The organism is Kordiimonas sp. (assembly GCF_965216265.1).
Classification (GTDB): Bacteria; Pseudomonadota; Alphaproteobacteria; order Sphingomonadales; family Kordiimonadaceae; genus Kordiimonas.
This window is the reverse complement of the sequence record NZ_OZ244153.1, coordinates 1,662,665-1,687,364: the sequence shown is the minus strand read 5'-3', so window position 1 is coordinate 1,687,364 and position 24,700 is coordinate 1,662,665. Positions and strand designations below refer to the sequence as shown.

Sequence of the window (24,700 nt, the reverse complement as noted above, 5' to 3'; positions counted from 1 at the left end):
GATACTGAAGGGCGAGGGTATGACACTTTCAAAACGTGATTTTCTGAAAATTGGTGCAGGTGCTGTGGCGGGCGCCGCAGTACTTGGAGCCACAACAAATTCTGCGCATGCTGAAGCGCCTGCGCTTGAACGCATCACGGGTGATGTGAAAGCCATCACAGTTGAGGAGCGGCAGTCGCGTGTTGCAAAAGCGCAGAAGCTGATGGCAGAGCATGGTCTCGGTGCTATCTTGCTGGAGCCCGGCCCGGCGATGCTTTATTTCACCGGCATCAGCTGGTGGCGCAGTGAACGGTTGACTGCTGTGGTCATCCCCGCCTCAGGTGATATCGCCGTTGTGACACCTTTTTTTGAAGAGCCCAGTGTGCGCGAAAGCATGACCTTTGGCGACGACGTGCGTACGTGGCATGAGCATGAAAGCCCGTTCGAGCGGGTGGCGGGAATCCTTAAGGACCGTGGCCTTGCGGGCGGTAAAATCGGTTTTGAAGATACGGTGCGCTACTTTGTGGTGGAGGGTATGAAAGCCGCCGCGCCGGGTTTTGAGATTGCTTCGGCACTGCCGGTCACCCTTGGCTGCCGCATGTATAAATCAGCCCATGAAATCGCGCTGATGAAAAAAGCCAATGAGGTTACGCTCAAGGCTTATGAGCACGTGTGGCAAAAGCTGGAAGCAGGCATGAGCCCGGCTGATATCACAGCGCTAATGGGCTCAGCCCAGGCGGCACTTGGTGGCGGCAGCATCTGGAACATGGCGCTGATGGCAGAAGCCAGCGCATACCCGCACGGCACTGGCCAACCGCAGACCCTTCGGCAAGGTGACATTGTGTTGATGGACTGTGGCTGCGCCGTTGAAGGTTATCAGTCAGATATCTCCCGCACCTTTGTGTTCGGGGAGCCCAGCAAACGTCAGCGTGAAGTTTGGAACACGGTGCGCAGGGGTCAGGAAATTGCGTTTGAAACAGCTCAATTGGGCACGCCCGCTGGCAAGGTGGATGACGCCGTGCGCGCCTATTATGAAAGCCTTGGTTATGGCCCGGGATATAAAACCCCGGGGCTTAGCCACCGAACAGGGCACGGCATTGGCATGAAGGGGCATGAAAGTGTGAATTTTGTGCATGGTGAAACCACGCCGCTTGCACCGGGCATGTGTTTTTCAAACGAGCCGGGTCTCTATATTTTTGGCGAGTTTGGAGTGCGCCTTGAAGACTGTCTCTATATGACAGAGGCGGGCCCCGCATGGTTCACGGTACCACCTGAAAGCCTTGAAAAACCGATCGGTAAAATGGGGTAAGACCCTGATTTGAAACCTAACTGTCACGCTTACCTAAATTTTTTCTAGGTAGGCGGGCGGCATGATCTCGGGCAAGGTGCGCGACGTCGACTGGTGATCGACAGACTGCATATTGGGGCGTGCCATTGATGGGGGTGGCATGCCTCTCTTTTTATATGGCAGGCAAAACCGGGTCACGAGCCCAGGTTCTTGGTGAGGATAAAAAAGGCGACGCCGCGAGGCACCGCCTTTTATCTTTAGGTGAGAGCGCCCTTTAAACGGTCGCCTCTTCCTCCTTGATCATGGCAATGCGGTAGGTCCATTTGCCGTAGGCGTAGAGGCCGACGGCCGAGACAATACCCACGGATGCCATCAGATACCAAACGGCTCCAATGTTGTTGGCGGCATAAAGCTGCTGTGTGAGCATCTCCGCAGACTGGCCCGTGACGTCCACCAGTTTCTGGAAGGCTTCACCGTTGGGTACAGCGGCAATTTGCTCTGCGCTCAGGTCATGCGTCAGCAGTAGTTTGCGGGAAATCTGTTCCTTTGAGGCCAGTTCGCCGTAAAGGTAAAACCCGATGAACCCCTCGCTCATCCAACCAATCGCAAGCGGAAGCTGGCTGAAACCCAGGTACATAGCCTTCTTTTGTGGCGGGGCGATGTTGCCGATGTATTCGCTGGCTTTGGGTGCCGCGAGCATTTCGCCGATCGAGAAAGACACGATGCCCAGCACAATGAGCCAAGCATAGTTGAAGCCCCCAAAGATCACTAGCGCACCCGAAGCGCAGAAAGTACCAACAGCCATCACATTTGCCGCCTTGAAGCGGGCACCGAAGCCCGCAACCAGGAAACACGTCAGCATGATCAGGAGCGAATTCAAGTTTACCATGCCTTCGGGCATGATCCTGGTGCCTTCGTTATTCATGGCAAAAAAGCGGATGGCAAAGTCGCTTGGCCCTGCGTCGCCCCAAACGTCCCTCACAATCACGCTGGTGTCCACCCAGTCCCGGAAGAACAGCGGGCCGATATCCCAGAAAATATAGAGCATGAACCAGAAGCCGGAGAACAGCACGATATACCAGATAAGCACCGGGTTCGCGAGCTCAGACAGGCTGTCCCGCCACAGGGGTTTTTCAGTGATTTCGCCGCTTTTGACCTTGGCGCGATGTGCCAGCCGGTCGTCCTTGTCGACTTCCTTGTAGGTCATGAGCAGCAGGAAATTGAGCGAGATAATCGCCGCACAGGCATAAAATACATAAGCCCATTCTAGCTGCCGCATATAGGCGGCAACAACCGGCCCCAGAAAGCCGCCAATGTTTACGGTCTGATAAAATACCCCCCAGGCGATTGAACTGTTTTGCCGGTTTGTGGCCTTGACGATCGTGCCCTGAATGCCGGGTTTGAAAATGCCGGTGCCGAAGGCAAGCACAACGGCACCTGCCATGAAACCCCAGAACGTGGGAAAGAGACCCATCAAAAGATAACCCGCGATCTTGACCACGGTTGAGGCAAAGATGGTTTCCTTGTAGCCGATACGGTCTGAGATGCCGCCGGTAAATACCGGTACAAAGGTTTGCACGATCACCCATACGCTCATGATGATGCCGACCTGAGCCTCCACAAGGCCAAGGCCGCCGTTTGATGCCGCATCTGTGCCGTAAAGTCCGGCTACTTGCCGGGTGCCGTAGAACGCCAGCCGTTCGACCATTTCCATGCCGCCGCAAACCCAGAAAACATAGGACAGGCTGGCGATAGCTGCGAATGTGCCCAGTTGTTTGACGTCCTTCACCGATGTGGTGTGGAGGTCATCCTTCCCCTCAGACATTGTCTCCCCTTTCTCAGTTAGCCCGGCGTGCTTGATGCATTATATGTGCGGGCTTTTTGTTGGGCGCTTTTCGCGCCGTCTTTGAAGGGTCATTAAGGCGACAGGTTTCCTGTACGTCAACGCGAAACAGACGAGCTGTCATATTGATGCGACAATACGTGCGAAGGCATCGGTGCAGCCGCGTATGCATTCCTTCTTGTTGCCTGGGGTTAACGCAGATACGGTGAACGAGCATGCCGGGGGCAAATTCCATGACGGGACCGTATGAGCGAAGAACCAGAAACACCTAAGGCGCGAGAAGCTGATGTGACCCAAAAGGGGGCGACATCGGTAGGAAAATCCATGTCCTGGATGTTTGCCGCGCGTGGCTTGCAGGCTGTCGTGCAGCTTGTCAGCTCAGCCTGGATAGCGCGACTATTGAGCCCCAGCGAGATTGGCCTTTTTGCCATCTCGTTTGCGGCGCTGATGGTTGCCAACGGGGTACGTGGCCTGGGCGTCAATCAGTTTTTGATGCAGTCAAAAACGATAGAGAAAGCGCGGGTTCGCTCGGGCTTTACGCTGGTGTTTGGGTTTGGGTTGATACTCTGTGCCGGGTTCAATATCGCCGCGGGACCACTGAGCGCTTATTATGGCCAGCCGGCCATGGCTGGCATGCTGCATATACTGAGCCTGAATTTTATCATTTTTCCGTTCCAGATGATCATCCAGACCCGCGCCGCGCGCGCGCTCCAGTTTGGTTTTCTCGCGTCCATTGAATTTGCAGCAACGGTTTTGTCAGCATTTGTCTCCGTGGGGCTCGCGCTTCAGGGGTACAGTTACTACGCGCTGGCGGCGGGCACGGTGTCGTTTCTGGTGTTCCACACAGCCATTTGTGCCACTCGGCATCTGCACCTCAGCGATTTTGGTGTTGCCTTCAGCCATGCCAAAGAAGCGTTGGCCTATGGTGGCTGGATTGCGGGGTCGACCTTCGTCACTATGGCGGGGAATTCCGCGCCTGATCTGATTGTCGGCAAGTCGCTTGGTATTTCTGCCGCCGGGCTTTACGACCGGGCAGCAGCCATGAACCGCATGGTCTGGGACCAGCTTTTTGGTGTGATTGGTGCGGTGCTTTTCCCCACGTTTTCCAGTGAAAAGCGCGATGGCCACGAGATGGGAAGCGTGTATCTGTACCGGCTCCGTGCGATCTCAGATTTCCTGTGGCCCGCATTGGTATGGCTCGCTGTTTTTGGCGACCACGCGATTTTACTTCTTTATGGTGACCAGTGGGGTGCTGCGGGCGCGCCTGCGCGTGCGCTGGCGCTGGCGGCGATCGTGAGCGCACCCTTTTTCATTGGGCGTGAATTGATGTTCGCGCTGGGCAAAACCAAAGTATCTTTCACCGTTGACGTGGTAACTTTTTTGGCGCGCGTGGTGGTGCTTGCGCTTGCGGCGCCATACGGCATTCTTGTCATGGCGTTCTCGTTCGTTATTCCAAACCTTGTGTTCACGCTTGTCTCCCAGGTGGCGCTTTCAAAAATGATCGATATTTCGGTGCGCGATATTCTGGGTACGATCTGGCCACCAGCCTTGATGATGACGCTCTACGGTATCCTGATGTTGATTTTGCGCGATTATCTGGAGGCATTGCAGCTCGGCTCGCCGTTCCTCAATCTCGCGGTCAGCGGCTTGGCCACACTTGTTGTGGCTCCGTTCCTTCTCTTTTTCTTCCGGTCCCCGCTTGTTGGTACATTCAATAAACTTCGTGGCAAAGTCGCCCACAAATAAGTTAAGGTGTTTCACTATCTTGGGATGAGAACATATCTGGAGCTAAGCCCATCTCTAATTCGCTTGAAAATAAAATGCCTCAAACCCGAGAGGATCACGATTTTGACCTCTACTCGGTGCTCGATGCGGAAGAGGTGCGCGGAAAATATGAGCATGTGGACAAGAGGCTTAAGTATTTTGAGGCGAAGACGGGTGGAAAGCGCCTTCCAAACCGTGCGGATGTCCAGCCATCTGAATTGAAGGATATTCTGACCGAGGTTTGCCTGTTTTCAGTAATGTATGATGAAAATGACGTGTTTGTGGACGCGGTGATCCAGCTGATGGGCACGACGGTTGCCAGCTTCTATGGTGAAATTACCGGGCTGACAGTGACCGAAGGCGCGGCGCCAGAGGTGGCGGAACGCATCCTTGTAAGCTGTCGGCAGTGTGTTGAAACACAGCGCCCGGTGTATGCGGAAACGGCGGCGCTATCGGCCGAGAAAAGCCACCTGAAGGTCGGGGTTCTTTATGTGCCGCTATCCGAGGACGGCGAGCGTATCGACCGTCTTTTCCTCCATGTCAAAGTGAGCCTCAGGTCCAGTGGAATAGTTTGCCAGCCGGGGCATAATTAACAAATCGTAAAAGGGTTTCTGCCATGGTGGGTTGCATCTGTCCTGAGTAGCAACTGCCTAGTCGGTCCTGCGGGCATGTTGCGTAACAACCTTTGCTCGAAGGACGCATTATGTCCGATGACTATCTGATCATCGAAGACGATGATCTGCAGATTGAAGACGGCGAACCGGCAGCCAGAAACGCCAGAACCCCTTGGCGTATCCTTATCGTAGACGACGAACCGGATGTTCATGTCGCTACCAAATTGGCGCTTAAGGGTTTCCAGTTTGATGGACGCCCCCTTGAGTTTTTGCAGGCAAATTCGGCATCGGAAGCGCATCATATATTGGGTGCGGAAAGCGATATCGCCGTCATTCTGCTTGATGTGGTGATGGAAAACGACTCGGCCGGTCTCGATCTGGTTGAGTTTATCCGGGGTGATCTGAAGAATCACACCGTGCGCATTGTGCTGCGTACCGGGCAGCCAGGTCAGGCGCCAGAGCGCGACGTGATCGTGCGGTATGACATCAACGACTATAAAGAAAAAACAGACCTGAACGCCACGAAGCTGTTCACGCTGATGTACGCGACGCTTAGAAGCTACCGCGATATCCATATTATTGAGGCTAGCAAACGCGGGCTTGAGCGTGTGATCGGGGCGTCGGCCCAGATGTTCAAGGAACAGTTCCTGGGTAATTTTGCCAGCGGCGTGCTTGAGCAGGTTTCATCCCTTGTGGTGGGCGGGCTTGATGTGGCCTTTTCGCTCGAGGAAGCTGCCGCAGCCACCCATGACCGCAAGGAAATGACGCTGGTGGCAGGCACCGGCCGTTTCAGTAAAAGCGTGGGACAGTCGGCCTGGGGTATTTTGCCTGGCAAGGTATCCTCCGCCATTGAAGAACACCGCCAACGCGGGCGCGGCGAATATGGTTTCTGGGTTGAGGGGTCATATGTTGGCATGGTGGTGGGCAACTCAGGCCGGGCCAGTATTCTCTATCTTGTTGGAGAAGGGCGCCCGGAGGAGATCGACACTCACCTCATTCAGATATTTGTGCGTAACGTTTTGATCGCTGTTGAAAATCTTTACCTACGTAACACGCTTGTGGATACGCAGCGTGAGGTGGTTTACCGGCTTTCTGAGGCAGTGGAAACCCGCAGTAACGAAACCGGCAACCACGTTAAACGCGTGGCAGAGCTTTCAAAATTGCTCGGCAAAGCCATGGGCATGGGGGAGCACGATGTTGAAGTTTTACGCCTCGCTTCTCCCCTCCATGATATCGGCAAGGTTGGCATACCGGATGCGGTGCTTAACAAGCCGGGCCGTCACACCGACGATGAAACCGAGATCATGCGCAGCCATGCTCGGCTGGGTTTTGAAATACTCCAGGGGTCAGATCGGGAATTATTGCGCGTGGCCGCTGACCTCGCGCGCGACCACCATGAAAAATGGGACGGCACCGGGTATCCGCGCGGCTTGAAGGGGGAGGAAATTTCGCTCGTTGGCCGCATCACAGCAATAGCGGATGTGTTTGACGCTCTGTTGTCTGAACGCTGTTATAAACCGGCCTGGCCAGAAGACGAGGTGCTCGCGCTAATGCAAGCGGAGCGCGGCAAACATTTCCAGCCCGCGCTGGTGGATGCGCTCATGGCGCATATGCCCGAGATCAGACAGCTTTATTTGAGATACAGCGACGAGCCTGTACTTGAATTGCCGGACGGCGGGCCAAGCTGATGTTATCGGGGGAAGTGGGCGACGGTCAACTGATAGCGGTCAAGGTGGCCTATATCGTTTACGGTGCCGACGGTCGGCTGCTGTCCTATAACGAACGGGTGCCCGAGATTTTCCCAATTTTCGGAAAACAAGACATGACCGGCCTGACACGGGATGAGGTTCGCGACGTGTTGCGCCGGGAAGATGCCTTCCGTACCACCATCGACGACCTGACCGAACGCACGGAAGGAAACAAGCCGCTGTCCTCTGATATGGGTGGGTTTCGTTTTGGGGAAGACGGCGTTTTTGCCATCGATGACCTGCCGTTGCCAGACGGTGGGGTTGTGACCCTGATCCGTGACCTGTCTGCCAAAAAACGCACCATGGATGCGGTTGCACGTATGGATGCGGCGCTGACCAAGCTTGCAGCAGAAGAAGCGATTTATAACGGCACCAAAGCTCGGGCGTATGAAATTATCACCGAGGTTGCGTGTGAGGCATTAGGCGCTTCGCGTACTGATATATGGCTCCTGAATGTCGACAGCACGGCCCTCTATGCGCAGGAAAGTTATTGGGAAGCTGATAAGGGCCACCGGGACCTTGGCCGTGTTGATGAAGAGAATTGCGCGGCGCTTTTTAGGGCGGTGAAAACTGCCAGACCCACGAGCATCACCTGTGTGGACGGGGCCGATGAGCTTGAAGGCTTTGATGTCCAGCTCGGCGCAGAGCCGCCGTTTCAGTCCTTACTGCTGGTGCCTATATGCCGCGGCCCGCGCGCAGTTGGCGTTGTGCTTGTGGCGGAAGCGGGGCATGAGCGGGTGTGGACGACAAGCGAGATATCTTTCGTTTCTTATCTCAGCGGTTTGATCATCCGTATGCTTGAGGCGCACGACAGGCAGGTGGCGGAAGAGGGCCTGCGCGGTTTTAATGAAATGCTGGAAGCGCGGGTTAAAAGCCGCACCAAGGAACTTGAGGGCGCGATGGAAACGCTCAAGCTCGCACAGGACGAATTGATCCGGTCTGAGAAAATGGCATCGCTTGGCGGGCTGGTTGCGGGCGTGGCGCACGAGATCAACACGCCACTTGGCGTGGCACTTACGAGCATTACCCATATGGCAGAGGAGCTTAGTGGTTTTGAGCGCGCTGTTAAAACCGGTTCTATCAAGCGATCTGACCTCAGCGGCTTTATGGAGGCAGTATCTGAAGGCACCATGGTTGCGGAGCGGAACCTTGAGCGCGCCGCACACCTTATTCGCAGCTTTAAAATGGTAGCTGTTGACCAAGTGGCGGATGATGTTCGTGAACTGGATGTTGGCGCTTATATCGGTGAGGTGGTGGATAGCCTTAAACCCACGCTCCGCAAGGCGGGGGTGATGGTTAAGGCAGAGGCTCAGGGCGACCTTCACCTGAAGACGGTGGCAGGGGACATCTCCCATGTACTCACCAATCTCATCATGAATGCAGCCCTTCACGCGTTTCCAGATGAGTGGGAAGGATGCAAAGAAGTCAGAGTCTGCGCACGTCGAACCACTGACGGTATGTTTCTTGAGGTGATCGACAATGGTGCTGGCATTCCGGAAGATATTCGCGACAAGATATTCGAACCCTTTTTCACCACGGCGCGCAACAAGGGGGGGTCGGGCCTTGGGCTCAACATCGTGTATAATACGGTGTATCAGAAGTTGCGTGGTACCATTTTGCTTGAAGAGCCGGAGGGCGGCGGTGCGCGGTTTGTGATCAAGCTGCCTATTGAGCGGGGAAAGTAAAAAAGGCGCCACATTAGAGGCGCCTTTTTGTTTGCTGTGCAAACTTGCGGTTAAAGCTTTTCCGGATAAATCGGCTGAACGTCCACGGGAATATCTGCCGTGCGTTTGATGGCAGCTTTTGCTGCATCATCAAGTTTGGCGTATGTGTTCAGGAAGGTTTTAGCGGCGTCATAGTCACCGTCCCCCTGCAGCATCACAACCGTGCGTACCATATCGGTGACAGCAGCTTCGAGCTTGTCAAAGTCCAGTACAAACAGCCCTGTTTCAGTGTCCGTTGAGAAGGCGCCAGCTTCCTTGAGCATGGCGTACTGGAAGGCAGCGCCCTGACCATGCGCTTCATCTGTGCCAAAGCGCATGGCGCGGAACATGCCAACAAAATAGCTGGCAAGCATACTGTCGCGTTCTGTTTTTGGCAGTTCGCCCTTCTCCATCATGAAGAGGATATTATAGACCCCCATGATGTCGGCCTTGCCCTCCTCAATCGCGGAATACAGCTCTTTCAACTCTGCGCCAACGGTGGTCTCGACGCCATTTTTTGTGATGGTGCCTGGGCCTAAGCTGTGACTGAGTTCGTGGAAGAGCGTTTCAAGCGCCATATATCTGGCCATCACCTGCTCGGCTTGCGCAGGCACCAGAATATGTTCTGCCATTGGCGCGAGAATAAGCTTGAACTTGGCTTCAAGCACGTTGTTCAGGAGGACTTTCTTGGCGCCCTTGGCTTCGCGTACCCGCTCATCATTCGGTAGGTTGAAAGCAATAGTCTGAACGCCCGGTACATTGTCACCGCCGCCATGGATTTGTTCTGTGGCGGCAATGGGGCTCTCGAACCCGCGTTTGAAGTTTTTATAAGACTCGTCCACCGGCAGGTTTGCTTCCATATCGCGCAGGTAGTCCTTATAGCGTGCGACGGCGGCGCTCTCTTCCGGGTTTTTGATGGTGATGAAGGCTTCATAGGCGGCTTTGTAACCAAAGAGGCCATCGGTATAGACCTCATAAGGCCCGATTGCGACTTCGATTGGTGTGCCTTCAAGGTCCATCCATGCGAGCTCGCTTTCGAAATACTCGTCGGTAAGGAAGCTTTCCGCGCGTTTGGCAAGGAAGTCTTTCAGGCTCGGGTTGCTGGTAATATCGGCCGCTTCGCGCAGTGCCTGGGCGGCAGGCTCAAGCCACTCGCGGTAGTGTTCGCGGTATGGAATGGCGACAAGCTTGTCACCGTCCCGACGGATAACGGTGTAGAGGCTGGTGAAAGCTTCACGGTCTTCCGGGTGGGCCTCAAGCCATGCGTTGAACTCTGCTTGTGTCATGTCCTCGGGGTAGAAGGCAGCGCCCTTTGGCATTTCCTTGTCACCATAGAACGGGTGTGCCTCATCAAGCGTATCCCACGGGCCGAAATGCAGGTCGAACATGTCGAGAAGCAGGTCTTTGTTCGGAAGGTTTGACGCTTCGATTTCTGCCCGAACCTCAGGGTTATCTTCGCTGCGTTGGCGCAGGTATATGTCCGACATATAGTTCGCCGCTATGATCAGCTTGTTGATGACCGCTTTTTCTTCGTCCGAGAGGAAGCTTGTGTCGGTGTTCATGTCGATGCGGGCGATTTTTGCCCGCTGTTGGGCAAGGTTATAGGCGCTTGCGTCTTCCATAGGGGCCGACTGCTCGGCCTCCATTGGCATTGGCTCGGGCCCGCAACAGGTTTTCTGCTGCTCCTGATAGTAATAATAGGCGCCAGCAACCACAACAGCGGCGGCGGCAAGCCCGATAATGCGTTTAGACATTGTCTGTCCCTTCCGTTTTGTTCTTAGTTCTGTCCTGCAGCGTCAAGGTCCTGAAGCATGACCTCAACGGCTTTTTCAAGCTGTTGGTCCTGCCCCACCTCTTGCGCGCGCGGGTTGTTCTTGACCTTGATGGTGGGTTCCAGTTGCTTGTTTTCCAGCCAGTCACCTTCCTTGTCCTGAACGCCCAGTTGGGGAATGCCGAAGACAACATCGCCACTCATCAGGCGTTCCCACCATACATAGGTGCAGGTACCCGGCACTGGCATGCCCACGGTTTTGCCCATATCAAGCGACGTGTAGCCTGCAGGGAAACAGTGACCATCTGAATAGTTACCTTCGTTCATCAGCACAATGGAAGGCTTAGTCCAGCGGGTCAGCGGCTCGCCTTGTGCTTTGCGACCGTTCGGTACGTTGGTCATATATTGTTTGCCACCGAGCAACTGGATGAGGTCGTCGGTGAGGTCGCCGCCGCGGTTAAACCGTGTATCCACAACCATAGCTTCTTTTGCCATGCCGCGCCCGAACATCTCACGGTACACGCTTCTGTATGTGCGGTCGCTCATATCTGGCACGTGCACGTAAGCAAGTCTGCCGTTCGAGAGCTTGTCTACAAGCGCGCGCCGGCTTTCAACCCAACGCTCGTACATCCAGCTTGCTTCATCGTTCAGGCTGGCGGGCTTGACGACGATATCAAACGTTTCATCGTCCTCGCCCTTGAAAGTGAGGCGTGTGCGGTCGCCAGCTTTGCCCTTGAGGAGCTCATGATAATTCGCGCTATCATCCAGTGCGGTGCCGTCAATCGCGGTGAGTGTTGCGCCTGCCGTTACCGGTTCTGATTGGTCGTTGATGGGGCTCTTTTCCAGAACCTCGGTGACCTCAAAGCTGCCGGGCTTGAAGAGGAGACCAAGGGATGCAGTGCGGTCACCACCCAGGTTGGCACGGTACCTGCCACCTGTGTGGGAAGCGTTCAGCTCGCCCAGCATTTCATCCATCAATTCGGCGAAGTCGCGGTTGTTGCCAAGGGCGGCGATTTTGCGGCCATAGTCACGGTAGATGGCGTTCCAGTCTGCTCCGTGAAAATCGGGTTTATAGAACTTGTCGTTCACCTGCTGCCAGATGTGTTCAAAAAGATACTGGCGTTCAGCATCTGGATTGACCGTGAGGTTTGCGGCAACCTTGATACCTTTTGGTTTGGCGCTGCCGAGGTCGACTTTTTGTAAAGATCCTCCTGCCAGCACAAACAAGGCTTTGCCGTCATCAGACAGCTCCAAGGCCGCGTTGTCGGCGCCCAAAGGCAGGAGTTTCTTGGTCTCTTCTTCGCGGAAGTCATGAACCCAGAGATCATAACCGCCTTCAAAGGCTGATAAATAGTAGAGCTTGTCTGCGTCCTTGCTAAGCACAGCACCCGCGAGGTCAGACGAATGGATGGTCAGCCGTTTCTGGCGGTCTTCAATACCGCCCCAATCAATAGAGATTGGTTCAACCTTTTTATCCGCATCGTCGGCGTTTTTTTTATCTTCCGATTCCTCATCGCTTTTCTCGGCCTTTTTGGCTTCTTCTTCGGCTTCTTTCTTGAGAGCTAGCTCTTCAGCGTTCAGGTTAAACTCGTCCCAGGCTTCCTTGTTAAGGAAAGCCGCATGAATATCAAATTGTGTGCCGTGGCTTCCGTGGTCGCGCTGGCCAAAACGAGCGGTCGCCCATGTGACAATGCCACCGGTGCCGTGCCAGCTTGGTGCCATATCCGTGTAGCCTGAGAGGCTAATGTCATGTGGTGCTTCGCTGCCGTCGGCCTTCACCACAGCGATGTTGGTGAAAAAGAGACGGCCGTTTGGTGCAAAATCAACAGTCAACCATTGGCTGTCGGGTGCCCATGCGTAGGTGATATCACCGTCCACATAGGAATAATTATACTCCTTGGGAAGTGCTGTGGTGATGGCACCGCTTTCGCGGTCATAAACATCCAAGCCGTTACGCCCCGCGACGAACGCCACCTTTTTGCCGTCTGGTGACGATTGCGGCTGGAAGGCGTTATCGTCTGTGCTGAAGAGCAGTTTTTCCTCAAGCTTGGTAGCGGTGAAAAAATAGGGCTCGGTTTCGTCCGCCCGCTTGCTTTCAAATATCTGCCACCGGCCGTCACGCTCACCTGCATACAGCAGACCTTTACCATCAGGCGTGAAAGAGACATGACGTTCGCGCACAGGGGTATCTGTAATGCGGCGCGTGGTGCCATAGTCCGTGGCGGTGACAAAAACGTCTCCGCGCACGACAAAGGCAACCTCTTTTCCATTCGGGGAGACAGCAAATTCCTCAATATTATCTGCCACAGGGAAGGTTTCTACCGCGCGCCCATGCCCATCAACGGTGAAGGTGATATCGACGATTTTGGGCCGCCCGCCCGGTGTGACGGTATAGAGATCACCAAGATAGAGATAGGCAAGCGTGCCTTTTTTCTTGCCCATGGTGGAAGCTGTGAGCGCCCGCGCCGCATGAGGGCCATGTTTGGTGACCTGCTCGGTTTTGCCAGCCTTGTCCTGATGCCAGACGTTAAATGTGCCGTCGCGCTCGCTCAGGAAATAGAAACCGCCTTGTCCGTCTGGCACGGGAGTGTGGTCACCTGCCGGGTCTGTGGTGAGCTGCGTATGGGCGCCGGATCTGGTGTTGTAAGCCCAAATGTCGCGCGTGAAATCTGACCTGTCATGTTTACGGTTGGCTGATTCGTAAGCTTTCTCTTCACGGTAAAGAATGGTTTCACCGTCATTTGTCCAACGCGCTTCCGCCATGCCACTACTGGACACCTGTGTTGGGGTGCCGCCACTGAGGGAAACTTCATAAAGCTCAGGCACTCGCGAGGTGGGGAAAAGCGCGGCCCTCGCTGACTTGAGGCGGCCGCTTGAGAAGAGCACTTTGTCTCCGCTCGCGTTGAAATCTGAAGGGATGTCATCGTCGCTATGAAAGGTCAGGCGTGTGGCATCCCCGCCTTGAGACGGCATAACATAGACATCGAGATTGCCGTTGCGGTCGCTGGCGAAAGCGATGGATTTGCCGTCGTGTGACCAGACAGGGTGGCCTTCCCAGGCGGCGTTAAGGGTCAGCGGGATTGCGGCACCACCACTGGTGGGCACGCTGTAAATATCTCCGCGGTAACTGAAGGCGACCGTATTGCCGTCAGGCGAGATAGCCGCGTGACGCAAAAAATCAGGACCGATTTCAGCACTGGACTGCGCGAATGACCCTTTTGTCAGGCACGTGGTGACAAGCGCGGCCGCAAACGCGCCACGCATTAATTTCCTGCTGAACATAATATCCCCCTGTCGTCGATGCTTGTTCACCGGGTGTGCCGGTGCTGTCCCCCATGGCAGTTGGCTGCGGTTGCCAAACTATATGCTTATTGTTCCTGCCACTCGGAGGTTGCTTTTGCAACTGTTTCGGGCGTGATCAGCGGTGCTTTGAGGGAGTCATGCGATGAGAGGAAGTACTGGTTCTGGAGAGGGTATCGGAAGACAACAAAAAAGGGGCGGAAAAACCGCCCCTTTCAGCAATCAGGTTAAAACCCGATTAGAGAACTTGAATGTCACCAGCTGACATACGACCGCGACGGTCTTCAACAAGCTCGTAAGAAACGGCTTGGTTGTCGTCAAGCGACTGAAGGCCAGCGCGCTCAAGTGCAGAAATGTGCACGAATACGTCGTCGCCGCCAGCTTCTGGCTTAATGAATCCAAAACCTTTTGTGGTGTTAAACCACTTAACAGTACCTTTTGCCATAATCATGGTCTCCATAATATCGCGAAGTCAGTCTTGGCATCGGTGTTGTTAACAGGTCGGTACCAGGCAGATCAGTCGCAGTCCGCATGCGGGGCGCGAACAACTGAGCCCACGCACCATGCACGCGCACCTTATAACAACCATCGGTACTGTCCAGCGGAATCAAACTACAGTTTGGTTAAATTTTCATTGCTGTGGCGCAAATATCGCAGCAGCCATAAACCGCTTAGCTTCATAACTTCATTCAGGGAAGGTTTGTTCGAGGGTGTGGAGGTCTTCAGGCGTGTTCACATTCATCAGGGGGGCGCGCCACTCAGAAGGCGCTTTGAGCTCGGTAAGTTGGAAGCCGGACAGGATATCCCGCATGCGCACTATATTGTCTTTGAGCCTGTTCATCTGCGCATTTGGTGCATAAAATGGCAGGTAGAGATCGTGATAATAAGCGCCGCCCGGTTGGGTCAAAAGGCGGTTGAGCTGATCATGCCCAAGTGCAGGCATATCAACGGGTATAACGATCAGGTGTGCCGGTTTAGGCTGACGTTCCAACCAGGCTTTTATTGCGCGGGCCGGACCAAGGTGAGGCGTCTCGTCAGCGACACCATGCTCGGCACCCTCGCGTCCCAAAACAACAATGTCGTCCACGGGCAAGCTACACAGGAGATTGATCGCCCGATCAAGGAGCGATTTGCCGCGAAATAGTATCTCGGCTTTGTCCCGCCCCATGCGTCTGGCTTGCCCGCCCGCCAGTATGATGCCGGTGAGGGGAGCAGAGCGGGGACGTTGTTGTTGGTGGTTGTTCACATGGTCACCTGTTGCTGGCGTGGTTCATATTTGGGGAATTATGATAGCGATGGGGCTATTTGCCAACGACCTAAAACGAATCGGTATGAGGCCTTGGTGAGGTTAAGGCGGTCTCGATTATATCTTTGGTTTATAATCTCGGTATCACTGTGGACAGGGAGGAGGCCTTTGGTTGACAGTGAGGGAAGTTTCCGAGGGTGTGTTGCAAATATGCAGCAGTGAAGATCGTCACTAGAATTAACCATAATAAAGTAACGAAAAACACAGGAATTATTGCAATATCGCGCAAGTTGAGACGTGAAAAGAAAATAAAAAATGGGGCGGAGAAAGTAAAACACCTTCTCCGCGTCCAAGGTAAAACATGAGAGGAAACACCAAAAGTGTTTCACCCTCTATGACAGCGGGAATTGGGGTATCCCTCCAATTTTTTTTATTGATGGCTTATTTCCATAGACTTATTACTTGGCGGACCGAAAGATTAGCACAGAGGTTTCGGTTTATAGATGCTTCGGGCGTTACGGTTTTCGCTCAGGACAACAGGAATAGGACTGACAGTTTTTGCTTCAGCGCACACCGCATATTGGTTTGGTTTCTGATGGCTACGACACGCGTCGCCATGATGAAGAAACACGTGAGCCAGCTGTGAGTGGGCTACTGGATGATGTCAGCCGTAAGCGCAACGTGCGCGCTCTTGAGCAATGCATCAAGACGCACCACGGCACGCTTGTTGGATGGCTGACCAAAAAGCTGGGCAGTGTGTCGGATGCTGCAGATGTTGCGCAGGACGTATACATGCGTGTGTACCGCTTCGCTTCTGTTGAACGGATCGATAATCCGCAGGCACTCCTGTTTAAGACGGCAGCCAATCTTGCCATTAACGAGCTGAAACGCCGGGGCAGGGTTCTTAGCCGCCATGTGCAGGTTGAAGAGGACGGTGTTGCAGACACGGTAGCGGCACTTCCATGCGAGGACCCAACGCCCGAGGAGGCGTTAGGACACAAGCAGGATGTCGATGCAATGGTTCAGGCCATTCGTCAGTTGCCTGAAAAGGCGCGGTCGGCATTCGTGAAAAACCGATTTGAAGGTAAGACCTACTCGGACATAGCTGAGGAACTGAGCGTGTCTGAAAGTACGGTTGAGAAATATATGATGGATGCGCTCAAGAGATTGAGGTCGCGTCTTGTCCGTAAGGAAAATAATGCAGGTTTGCCGCTTCCGCGTAAAGCGCGCCGAGGCAAAGCCTGAGTGACTGGGGGGCAGTAAAGGGCCTTGAAATGATGACGATGAATCAACGGTTGGACATACATGAACAGGCTGCAGCCTGGGTTTCGAAGCTCCTGAGCGGAAAGGTCTCAGCGGCGGAGAAGCGCGCGAATGCAGACTGGAGAGCAGAAGACCAGGCTCAGGATGCCGCGCAGGCTGAGCTTGAGGCAATGCTTGTCGAGCTGGACCATGTGGGTGAGCACGTGCTCGCCGACCAGATGGTACAAGAGCTGAATGCCGCCGTGGACGACAAGCGCAGTCGCCGGATGTTTGCTGGTGTTACCTCTATCGCGGCAACTTTCGTTGCGGCAGTTGCGCTGAGCGTTGCTATGTGGTCGCCCGCGCCTGATGCACAAATTTATGAGACCGCTGTTGGCGAGCGTCGGGTTGTGCAACTGGAAGATGGCAGCAGAGTACAGCTCAACACCAATTCAAAACTTAAAGCCGAATTTAGCGATGGCATTCGCCATGTAAGCCTTGAGAGCGGTGAAGCCTTTTTCGATGTGTCGCATAATAAAGAGCGCCCATTTGTGGTGAACGCTGGCAAGACAGACGTCACTGTACTGGGCACCCAGTTCAACGTGCGCCTCGGTGCGTCGTCCAATCTGGTTTCTGTGCTTTCCGGTTTGGTAGCGGTATCGCAGCACACCCGGGGTGGGCAGCCTGCCAAGGAACTGGCGCGATTGACGCAAGGCCAGCAGGTTGAGCACATGCCGTCCATGAACGACGCTATCGTGAGCGACTTTGATGAGACGTCGGTATTTGCATGGCGCACAGGAAAAGCTCTGTACGAGAAAACTCCATTATTTGAAGTTGTTGCAGACCTCAACCGTTACTTCGAAGTGCCACTCGAAATAGCTGATGAAGACATTGCAAACTTGCCCGTAACTGGCACATTCAACCTGAATGATCAGAATGTTGTCGTCGATGCGCTCGAATCTGCCTTCTCTTTGATGGCCGTAAAGCGTATTGACGGTGTTATTCTTTTGTACGCCAGCCAAAACGAGTAAACATCGGCATTCTCGATCTGTGGGGCGTTAATGCTGAGTGTTGAAAGCGGCGAATGGCTTTGAAGTTGAAAACGACGGTATCTGCGGGAGTAATGGCGATACTACTGTCTTCCTCTGTGTTGGCAGAGGAATTTGCTGGCCTGAACACCCACGTGCAGTTCAACTTCGCTACGCAACCCCTTGCCGACGCCCTCATTGAATTTACAGACCTGACCGGCCTCGCACTGGTTTTTGATAGCCGCATTGTCGACAATAAAAAGTCGCGTGATTTGCACGGCAATTATACGGCTCAGGTCGCTCTTCATTTGCTGCTGGATGGTACAGGTCTGCGTGCGGTCGACGTGGGCGGCGATATGCTTGCGATCGTGCCAGAGGAGCTACCCAAGGAAGTAGTGTTGGCCAGCGTTGGGACAGGCGATACCTACGGCACACTACAGGCTCTGGCGCTTGATTCCAACGCGATTGTTGATGAGCTCCTTATTGTTGGTACCCGTACCAGCAATCCACCTTATTTCAAGTTCAAGCCAACAATGTCGCTTGACGGCACGCGCATACAGTTCAGCGGCAATATCAACGTTTCCGATTATCTGTTCCAGTTGCCTGCGATGCTGAGCGACGTGACATCAGCAAACACCACGCTGTTTGGAACAGTGGCTGGGTTGAATATGGCAGACCTGCGTGGTGTTGGTCCTGAACGCACCATGGTGCTCGTCAACGGTCGTCGGTTTGTTCCCACATACGGCGGTAACCAGTCGCTCTATGGTGTTGACTTGAACTCCATACCTGCGGGTCTTGTGGAGCGTGTCGAACTGGTGAGTGGTGGTGCCGCGACGTCCTTTGGCGGTGAAGCCGTGACAGGCGTTATCAACTTCAAGCTCAGAGATACGTTTGAGGGAATAACGGCCGCAGTCCAAACTGGAATAAGCGGCAAGAGAGACAGGGAAGAGATTGTTGGCTCGCTGACCTACGGCACCCAGTTTGCTGAAGGCAGAGGCAGCATTGTTGCAAACCTGGCGATTGATTATCAATCGGGCCTTATGATGAATTCTCGCTCCTTGACCCAAAATCCAAGCGGTTTTGCGCTGAATGGCTGGCAGGCATCTCTGGCGACCCCCGGCGCTGAGTTCCTGCCCGGTTTTGGCGGTAGCTCGCTTGGTGGTCAAGCCGCGATTGGAACAGTGGTCAACAGCAGTGGCAAGGAAGTGGAGCTTGATGGATATTACTTCTTTGACATCCAAGGCCGGAGCTTGCGGCAGTTTGAGGGTCGCGAAGAACAACTTTACAATTATGCTGACCGCCAGACGCTCGTAACCCCCCTCAGTCGCGTTTTTGGTACGCTGAACGCTAAATATGAGTTTTCATCTGGTGACCGTCTGATATTCGAGAATAGTGTCGCGACGACCAATGTAACCACCACGCTTGCACCTATACCGGTCTATTACTCCAGCGGGTTGTTGGTCGATAAAGACACCCTGATTACCATACCAATTACCAACCCTTATGTTTCCGATGATCTCAGGGACATATTGGCGGATATCCCCGATGTAGACGGTTTGATCGTTCAGCGCCGGTTTATTGAACTTGGTCCGCGCCGAACGAAAATCAAAAGGCAAACGATACGGTCCATGCTGGGGCTGCAAGGTATGCTGGCGCCAGAATGGTCATATGATCTTTACTATCAATTCGGGCGCAGTGAGGTAACGGAAGTTCGTTCCGGCTTGCTGGATTTGACCAATTATCAGGCGGCTGTTGACCCTGACCTTTGCAGCGGGGTTGCCGGTTGTACCTTGATTAACCCCTTCGGGGCCAATGCGATGAGCTTGGATCAGATCAACTTTCTCACAGCGCCGGATGCTGTCAGGCGTCTGCATGCAGACCAGCACATTGTAAGCGCCGCGTTCGCGGGTCCGGTTGAGCTATTTACCGAGGAGCCTGCCCGGGTAAGTTTTGGCGTCGAATACCGGTTCGAAGGCCTTGATGACGTGCCGGACAGTACCCTGGTACAGCGCCCAGTGGCGGGTACGCTCCGGTACCCGGGTTCATCCGGTTCCTTTAGTGTCTATGACGCTTATGCGGACATCACACTGCCACTCCTTGCAAATATCCCGGCGATAGAAGAACTCACAATGACAGCGGGTTGGCGAGTTTCATCCGCGTCGACTGTAGGGTCAGTTACCAACTGGCATTTGGGCGGGCTGTGGTCACCAGTGTCCGGATTTGGGATCCGGGTTTCATATCAGGAAGGTCGCCGTATCCCGAATATTGCCGAGCTTTTCTCGGCAGGGCCGAATACGTTTGCGGGCTACGCGGATCCATGCGCCAAAGGGGCTGATGTTTCTGACACCGTTAAAGAGAATTGTGCCTCCACAGGGCTTCTTGGTGTGGGAGGCACGAGTAACACTGGCCCTGGCTTGGTTGAGCGTCTTATTTTTGGCAACCCAAACTTGAAGGAAGAGCATTCGACCAATTTTACACTTGGTTTTGTGTATGACAGCGAAGATGCTTCTTCAGCGATTCCCGGGCGGTTCAGGGTTGGCATAGATCTTTATCGTATGGAGATCGACAACCTGATTGTGCCGTCTTCGGGAGAGGATATCCTGTCAGCCTGTTACGAGAGCGAAGGCCTGAGCGACAGATTTTGTGGTATTAGCCCGGTTACCGGGCAGCGATACATCCGCAGAGAGCGAGATACCGGCCGCCTGTTTGCTATTGAGACAACCTATATCAACCGAGGCCGTCAAACCCTTGAGGGAATGGATGTTGATTTTCAGTATGTCACGACCTTCCAGAACAACCGGCTCTTTGGCTTTATTGATGAGCTTTCGGTGGTTAGCCGCTACGCCTACAACCATAAAGTTGATTGGCAGGCATCTGACGAAGCGCCCATTATACACCAGCGTGGCTCGGCAAGGTTTCCAAAGCACCGTTTTCAGGTTGGCATGAGCGTTGGTGTTGGCGATTGGGCTATTGACTGGGACGCCCGGTTCCGCAGCAGTGTTATCTCCAATCAGGCGGCCATGCAGGCTATTCTGGCCACCAACCCGGATGCGGTTGATGATGTTCAGATCAAATCTGTTTGGTATCACGACCTGTCTGCGCGTTACCGCATTAGCCAAAAGTCCACGATCTACGGCGGTGTTCGTAACCTTCTGGATACGAAGCCGAATGCAATCTATGGCGGTTCCGTTGGCGATACATTCCCCGAATATTATGATGTTATCGGGCGGCGCTTTTACATTGGTGTGGTTGTCGACTTCTAGACTCTGGGACCAATCACATCTTTGTTGAGTGGTGCAGTATATTATTGCGACAGTCGCATATGTGGTGCAAATTCACACCATGAACTGGGACGATCTCAAAATTTTCCTCGCCGTTGCCGAAGCGCCTTCAATGCGTTTGGCGGCGAAGCATTTGGGCATCAGCCACAGCACAGCTTCACGGCGCATCGATGCACTTGAAGATGCATTGAATGTGCGGCTATTTGATCGGTTACCGGATGGTTTTCGGCTGACAAAGGCGGGCGAAGAACTGATGCCAACAGCCCTTTCAACCGATGAAAATCTGCATAGTTTCGGACGTGCTGTAGCGGGGCGGGATGATGCGCTCAGCGGGGAAGTCCGAGTCACATTACCAGACGCCATGTTGGCGATTGGGTGTTTCACAGATCTGTTCATTGGTTTTATGGACCAATACCCGGATATCCGGCTCAAAATCGAAGACTCGATGCAGGTGTTTGACCTCTCGAAACGGGAGGCGGATGTCGCAATCCGGTTTACGGCTGCCCCGCCCGAGCATCTGATTGGGCGCAGGTTAGGCAATGTACATCAGGCAATATACGGCGCGAAAGACTATCTGGCAGAACACGACCCTCATGTAGCGGGGAGTGGCGCCAGATGGATCGCCTGGGGTGACCCGGTTGATTGTCCGGATTGGGTCGCGCATTCCCCTTTCCCTGATCTCAAGATACGGGGGCACTTCAACAATGTGCAGATACAGCTTTCCATGATCAGGAAGAGTGCGGGCATCGGTTATGTGCCCTGCCTGCTTGCGGACGCCTATCCGGAACTTGTAAGGATTAGTGAGCCGGAGGCGACACTGGATGTCTGGCTTCTATCACACAGGGATATGCGGGCGGCCGCGCGGATGCGAGCCTTCCGGCAATATATACTTGATAGGGCACCGCAGATTGAACTGGCTCTCGCCGGTCAGGCACACAAACCCTTTAATCAAGTGACCAGTTAAGGGGCAGCATGAAAGACAGCTCGTTTTGCCCATCGGGCAGTGCTGGCAAAGGGCTCAGGCGTTCCACCAATTTGGGAATCGATTTATCCAGCACGTCTTCGCCTGTGGGTTCAACGATCTCAAAATGACTGATCGTGCCATCGGCGGCTACAGTCAGCCGGACTTTGGCCTTGCCTTCAATCTGCTGGGCCACGGCCATGCGTGGATAGACCTGCTTGGCTGCTACCTTATGAACTACGGCTTTTTGCCAGTCAGACATGGCGTCCGCAAATGCTTCATGTGAAACAGATGTGCCAAAAACCAGTGCTGCTGCCAGCATTGATGCCTTGATAAGTGAAGATGCAGAAAGTTTCATTTTACCGCCCATCTTTTTGACGTGAGAGAAGACTACACCGTTACAACAACACCGGCAGGGAGAGGTGCCCACTCACACCCGCACCACCGAAGCATGTGACTATGCATCTTTTATATTAATAACATTTTAACTCGGGTTTAGAGAATATTTTGATGGCGGTACTGGTGTAGGCGTGGTCTCGGCCTTAAACTTGATCCCGTATCCACCTGAAGGCCGCTCTTTTATGAAACGTATTTTGGCGCTTTATGCCCACCCAAGTCCGCGAAGTTCATATCTGAACGCATATTTGATGCAGCGCCTTTCGGCTTTGCCAAATGTCGTGGTGCGGGACCTGTACCATCTCTATCCGAATTTCTATATCGACACTGCGGCTGAGCAGGAGCATCTTCTCAACAGTGATATTGTGTTGATGCAGTTTCCCGTGCGCTGGTTCAATGTGCCGTCCATCATCCGGGAATGGCAGGACAGTGTTCTCACTCCCGGTTTTGCATTTGGCAAGGGCGGCACCGCGCTTGCGGGCAAGGAGTTCATGATCACCGCCAGCACGGGGGGCGACGTCACGTCCTATGCGGAAGACCAGCCTCACGGTGCGCATATCGACACATATCTAACGCCACTTAAGCAAACCGCGACTTTTTGTGGCATGAAGATACTTCCCAGTTTTATCGTACATGCAGCGCGCGGGTTGAATACATCGGAACGGGCCAAAATCGCTGATAAATATATCGATCAACTGACAGCGCTCACGCGGGAGAGAGAATGATCATGGAGCAAAGCTTTCTCGGAAGTGCGCTGATTTATCTTTGTGCTGCGATCATTGCGGTGCCAATTTTCAAACGTCTCGGTCTCGGCGCTGCGCTAGGCTATCTGGTGGCGGGTATGGTTATTGGTCCTTGGGGGTTTGAGCTGATCAGCGATGTGGACGCCATCCTCAAATTCTCCGAGTTTGGCGTCGTCCTTTTGATGTTTCTGATCGGGCTTGAGCTTAATCCTAAGAAGTTGTGGCAACTGCGGCGCCCCGCAATCGGGCTTGGGGGCATGCAGGTATTGGGCACGGCGCTTTTGCTGGCTCTTGTGGGTCTTGGGCTGGGCCTGGGGTTCACCGCTGCAGTGATTTCGGGCGCAGCCCTTGCCATGTCGTCGACGCCTATCGCGCTGCAATCGCTTGAAGAGCGCGGCCTTGCGCGGGCGGGTGTGGGCGTGTCTGCCTTTGCTATCCTGCTTTTCCAGGACATTATCGTGGTGCCGATCCTCGCGATCGTGCCGCTTCTTGAGCCGGGCGCGCATAGCTCGCGTGTGGACGGTTGGACAGCTGCGCTTGAGGTGTTTGCCTTTTTTGCCCTTATCGTTGTTGGCGGACGTTTTGCCCTAAGGCCAATTTTCCGCTTTATCGCTTCTACCCGGCTCAGGGAAATATTCACCGCCTTTTCGCTGTTTTTGGTGGTTGGCGCCGGCTTGCTGGCTGAGGCGGTTGGCATGTCGATGGCACTAGGCACATTTCTCGCAGGCGTGCTCTTGGCGGAATCGGAGTACCGGCACGAGCTGGAGCTCAATATCGAGCCGTTCAAGGGCCTGTTGCTCGGGCTGTTTTTTATTGCGGTTGGCATGTCGGTCGACTTCTCCCTGCTGGTGGAGCGGCCATTGGTCGTGCTTGGGCTCGTCGCACTTCTGGTCTCGGTCAAGATGCTGGTTCTTTTGCCAATTGGCCGTTTTGCGGGACATGTGCGGACAGACAGGTTGCTGCTGGCAGCACTTCTCTCTCAGGGCGGTGAATTTGCGTTTGTTCTGATCTCGGTGGCGCTAGGCGCCAGCCTTGTTGAGCCAGAGCTGGCGGCACTCCTTGTGGTGGTTGCTACTTTCTCCATGCTGGCGACGCCGCTTCTCCTTTATTTTTATGATCGTTTCTTTTGCCAGTTGGCGAGTAATGAGCAGCTGCGCCCCAGTGACGTGGTGGCAAATCAGGAACATGTTATCATTGCGGGGTTTGGCCGGTTCGGGCAAATCATCGGGCGTTTCCTGATGTCGCTTAAAATGCCGCTTACCATCATTGACCACGACCCCAACCATATCGAGTTTATCCGCAAATTTGGCTACAAGGTCTTTTACGGTGACGCTACCCGGCTCGACCTTCTTGAGGCTGCGGGGGCTGATAAGGCGCGACTTCTGGTGCTGGCTATGGATGATGCTGATGCCGTATTGGCAGCCGCAAAGGCGGCGCGTGAGCAGTTCCCTAACCTGACGATTTTAGCGCGGGCGCGGAACCGACCCAATGTGAACGACCTGCGCGAACTGGGCGTGACCCTAGTGAAGCGAGAGACGTTTGCGTCTGCGCTTGAGCTGGGGGAACTGGCGCTAAGGGAGCTGGGTTTTGGCGCACACGAAGCCAACCGGGCTGCTCACAGGTTCCGCACCTATGATGAAAAGATGCTGGTAGCGTCTGCGGCGTTCAGGGGTGATGAGAAGAAGTCTATCGACTACGCAAAAAAGTCGCGCGAGCAGCTTGAAAGGCTCATGAACGCGGATGAAGCCGAGCTTACATCTGACAAAGACTGGCGTTGACAAGGCGGACAGTGG

General features: G+C 54.2%; 17 protein-coding genes. 11 read left to right on the top strand and 6 right to left on the bottom strand.

Annotation, left to right across the window (positions count from 1 at the left end; genetic code table 11):
- The first annotated feature begins 19 nt into the window (after positions 1-19).
- On the top strand, positions 20-1,288 hold the full coding sequence (locus tag ACOOGA_RS07650) for a M24 family metallopeptidase (protein ID WP_420430246.1): 1,269 nt from the start codon (positions 20-22) through the stop codon (positions 1,286-1,288).
- A 253-nt stretch (positions 1,289-1,541) separates the two neighbouring features.
- Here ACOOGA_RS07650 and ACOOGA_RS07645 read toward each other — a convergent pair whose 3' ends face one another.
- Complete coding sequence (locus ACOOGA_RS07645) at positions 1,542-3,092, bottom strand: MFS transporter (RefSeq protein ID WP_420430244.1); 1,551 nt, start codon at positions 3,090-3,092, stop codon at positions 1,542-1,544.
- 264 nt (positions 3,093-3,356) lie between these two features.
- Here ACOOGA_RS07645 and ACOOGA_RS07640 point away from each other — a divergent pair, with 264 nt between their 5' ends.
- The 4 genes from ACOOGA_RS07640 to ACOOGA_RS07625 all read left to right on the top strand — a co-directional run bounded on the left by ACOOGA_RS07640 (position 3,357) and on the right by ACOOGA_RS07625 (position 8,921).
- On the top strand, positions 3,357-4,856 hold the full coding sequence (locus ACOOGA_RS07640) for an oligosaccharide flippase family protein (RefSeq protein WP_420430242.1): 1,500 nt from the start codon (positions 3,357-3,359) through the stop codon (positions 4,854-4,856).
- A gap of 74 nt (positions 4,857-4,930) precedes the next feature.
- Positions 4,931-5,467 carry a PAS domain-containing protein gene (locus ACOOGA_RS07635; RefSeq protein ID WP_417462264.1) on the top strand — a complete coding sequence of 179 codons (537 nt, stop codon included), beginning with the start codon at positions 4,931-4,933 and terminating at the stop codon, positions 5,465-5,467.
- A gap of 110 nt (positions 5,468-5,577) precedes the next feature.
- Positions 5,578-7,176 carry an HD domain-containing phosphohydrolase gene (locus ACOOGA_RS07630; protein WP_420430240.1) on the top strand — a complete coding sequence of 533 codons (1,599 nt, stop codon included), beginning with the start codon at positions 5,578-5,580 and terminating at the stop codon, positions 7,174-7,176.
- Entirely contained in the window at positions 7,176-8,921 is a 1,746-nt protein-coding gene (locus tag ACOOGA_RS07625) for a GAF domain-containing sensor histidine kinase (protein WP_420430238.1), read from the top strand. Before ACOOGA_RS07630 ends, ACOOGA_RS07625 begins: the two co-directional genes overlap by 1 nt.
- Before the next feature lie 50 nt (positions 8,922-8,971).
- Here the strand turns inward: ACOOGA_RS07625 and ACOOGA_RS07620 are convergent, their stop codons facing one another.
- From ACOOGA_RS07620 to mobA, 4 genes are all read right to left on the bottom strand, one after another.
- Positions 8,972-10,693, bottom strand: a complete 1,722-nt coding sequence (locus ACOOGA_RS07620; RefSeq protein WP_420430236.1) for a dipeptidyl-peptidase 3 family protein — start codon at positions 10,691-10,693, stop codon at positions 8,972-8,974.
- A gap of 23 nt (positions 10,694-10,716) precedes the next feature.
- The gene (locus ACOOGA_RS07615) at positions 10,717-13,992 is read right to left on the bottom strand and encodes a S41 family peptidase (RefSeq protein ID WP_420430234.1); all 3,276 of its coding nucleotides are present in this window, start codon (positions 13,990-13,992) and stop codon (positions 10,717-10,719) included.
- A gap of 256 nt (positions 13,993-14,248) precedes the next feature.
- Positions 14,249-14,455 carry a cold-shock protein gene (locus tag ACOOGA_RS07610; RefSeq protein WP_417462256.1) on the bottom strand — a complete coding sequence of 69 codons (207 nt, stop codon included), beginning with the start codon at positions 14,453-14,455 and terminating at the stop codon, positions 14,249-14,251.
- Positions 14,456-14,695: 240 nt separating this feature from the next.
- Complete coding sequence (gene mobA / locus ACOOGA_RS07605) at positions 14,696-15,256, bottom strand: molybdenum cofactor guanylyltransferase (RefSeq protein ID WP_420430232.1); 561 nt, start codon at positions 15,254-15,256, stop codon at positions 14,696-14,698.
- Between the two features lie 558 nt (positions 15,257-15,814).
- Between mobA and ACOOGA_RS07600 the strand changes: the two genes are divergently transcribed.
- The 4 genes from ACOOGA_RS07600 (at position 15,815) to ACOOGA_RS07585 (ending at position 21,771) form a co-directional block, all read left to right on the top strand.
- On the top strand, positions 15,815-16,501 hold the full coding sequence (locus ACOOGA_RS07600) for an RNA polymerase sigma factor (RefSeq protein ID WP_420430230.1): 687 nt from the start codon (positions 15,815-15,817) through the stop codon (positions 16,499-16,501).
- 29 nt (positions 16,502-16,530) lie between these two features.
- Positions 16,531-17,529, top strand: a complete 999-nt coding sequence (locus ACOOGA_RS07595; RefSeq protein WP_420430228.1) for a FecR family protein — start codon at positions 16,531-16,533, stop codon at positions 17,527-17,529.
- Positions 17,530-17,621: 92 nt separating this feature from the next.
- The gene (locus ACOOGA_RS07590; RefSeq protein ID WP_420430226.1) at positions 17,622-20,789 is read left to right on the top strand and encodes a TonB-dependent receptor domain-containing protein; all 3,168 of its coding nucleotides are present in this window, start codon (positions 17,622-17,624) and stop codon (positions 20,787-20,789) included.
- A 79-nt stretch (positions 20,790-20,868) separates the two neighbouring features.
- Complete coding sequence (locus ACOOGA_RS07585) at positions 20,869-21,771, top strand: LysR family transcriptional regulator (protein WP_420430224.1); 903 nt, start codon at positions 20,869-20,871, stop codon at positions 21,769-21,771.
- Here the strand turns inward: ACOOGA_RS07585 and ACOOGA_RS07580 are convergent.
- Complete coding sequence (locus ACOOGA_RS07580; RefSeq protein WP_417462250.1) at positions 21,752-22,126, bottom strand: energy transducer TonB; 375 nt, start codon at positions 22,124-22,126, stop codon at positions 21,752-21,754. The genes ACOOGA_RS07585 and ACOOGA_RS07580 overlap by 20 nt on opposite strands.
- 223 nt (positions 22,127-22,349) lie before the next feature.
- Here ACOOGA_RS07580 and ACOOGA_RS07575 point away from each other — a divergent pair, with 223 nt between their 5' ends.
- Together ACOOGA_RS07575 and ACOOGA_RS07570 are read left to right on the top strand one after the other, a co-directional pair.
- Positions 22,350-22,889: an NAD(P)H-dependent oxidoreductase gene (locus ACOOGA_RS07575; RefSeq protein ID WP_420430222.1), complete on the top strand. Its 540-nt coding sequence runs from the start codon at positions 22,350-22,352 to the stop codon at positions 22,887-22,889.
- Positions 22,886-24,685, top strand: a complete 1,800-nt coding sequence (locus tag ACOOGA_RS07570) for a monovalent cation:proton antiporter-2 (CPA2) family protein (protein WP_420430220.1) — start codon at positions 22,886-22,888, stop codon at positions 24,683-24,685. The genes ACOOGA_RS07575 and ACOOGA_RS07570 overlap by 4 nt, the downstream gene beginning before the upstream one ends.
- Positions 24,686-24,700 lie beyond the last annotated feature (15 nt).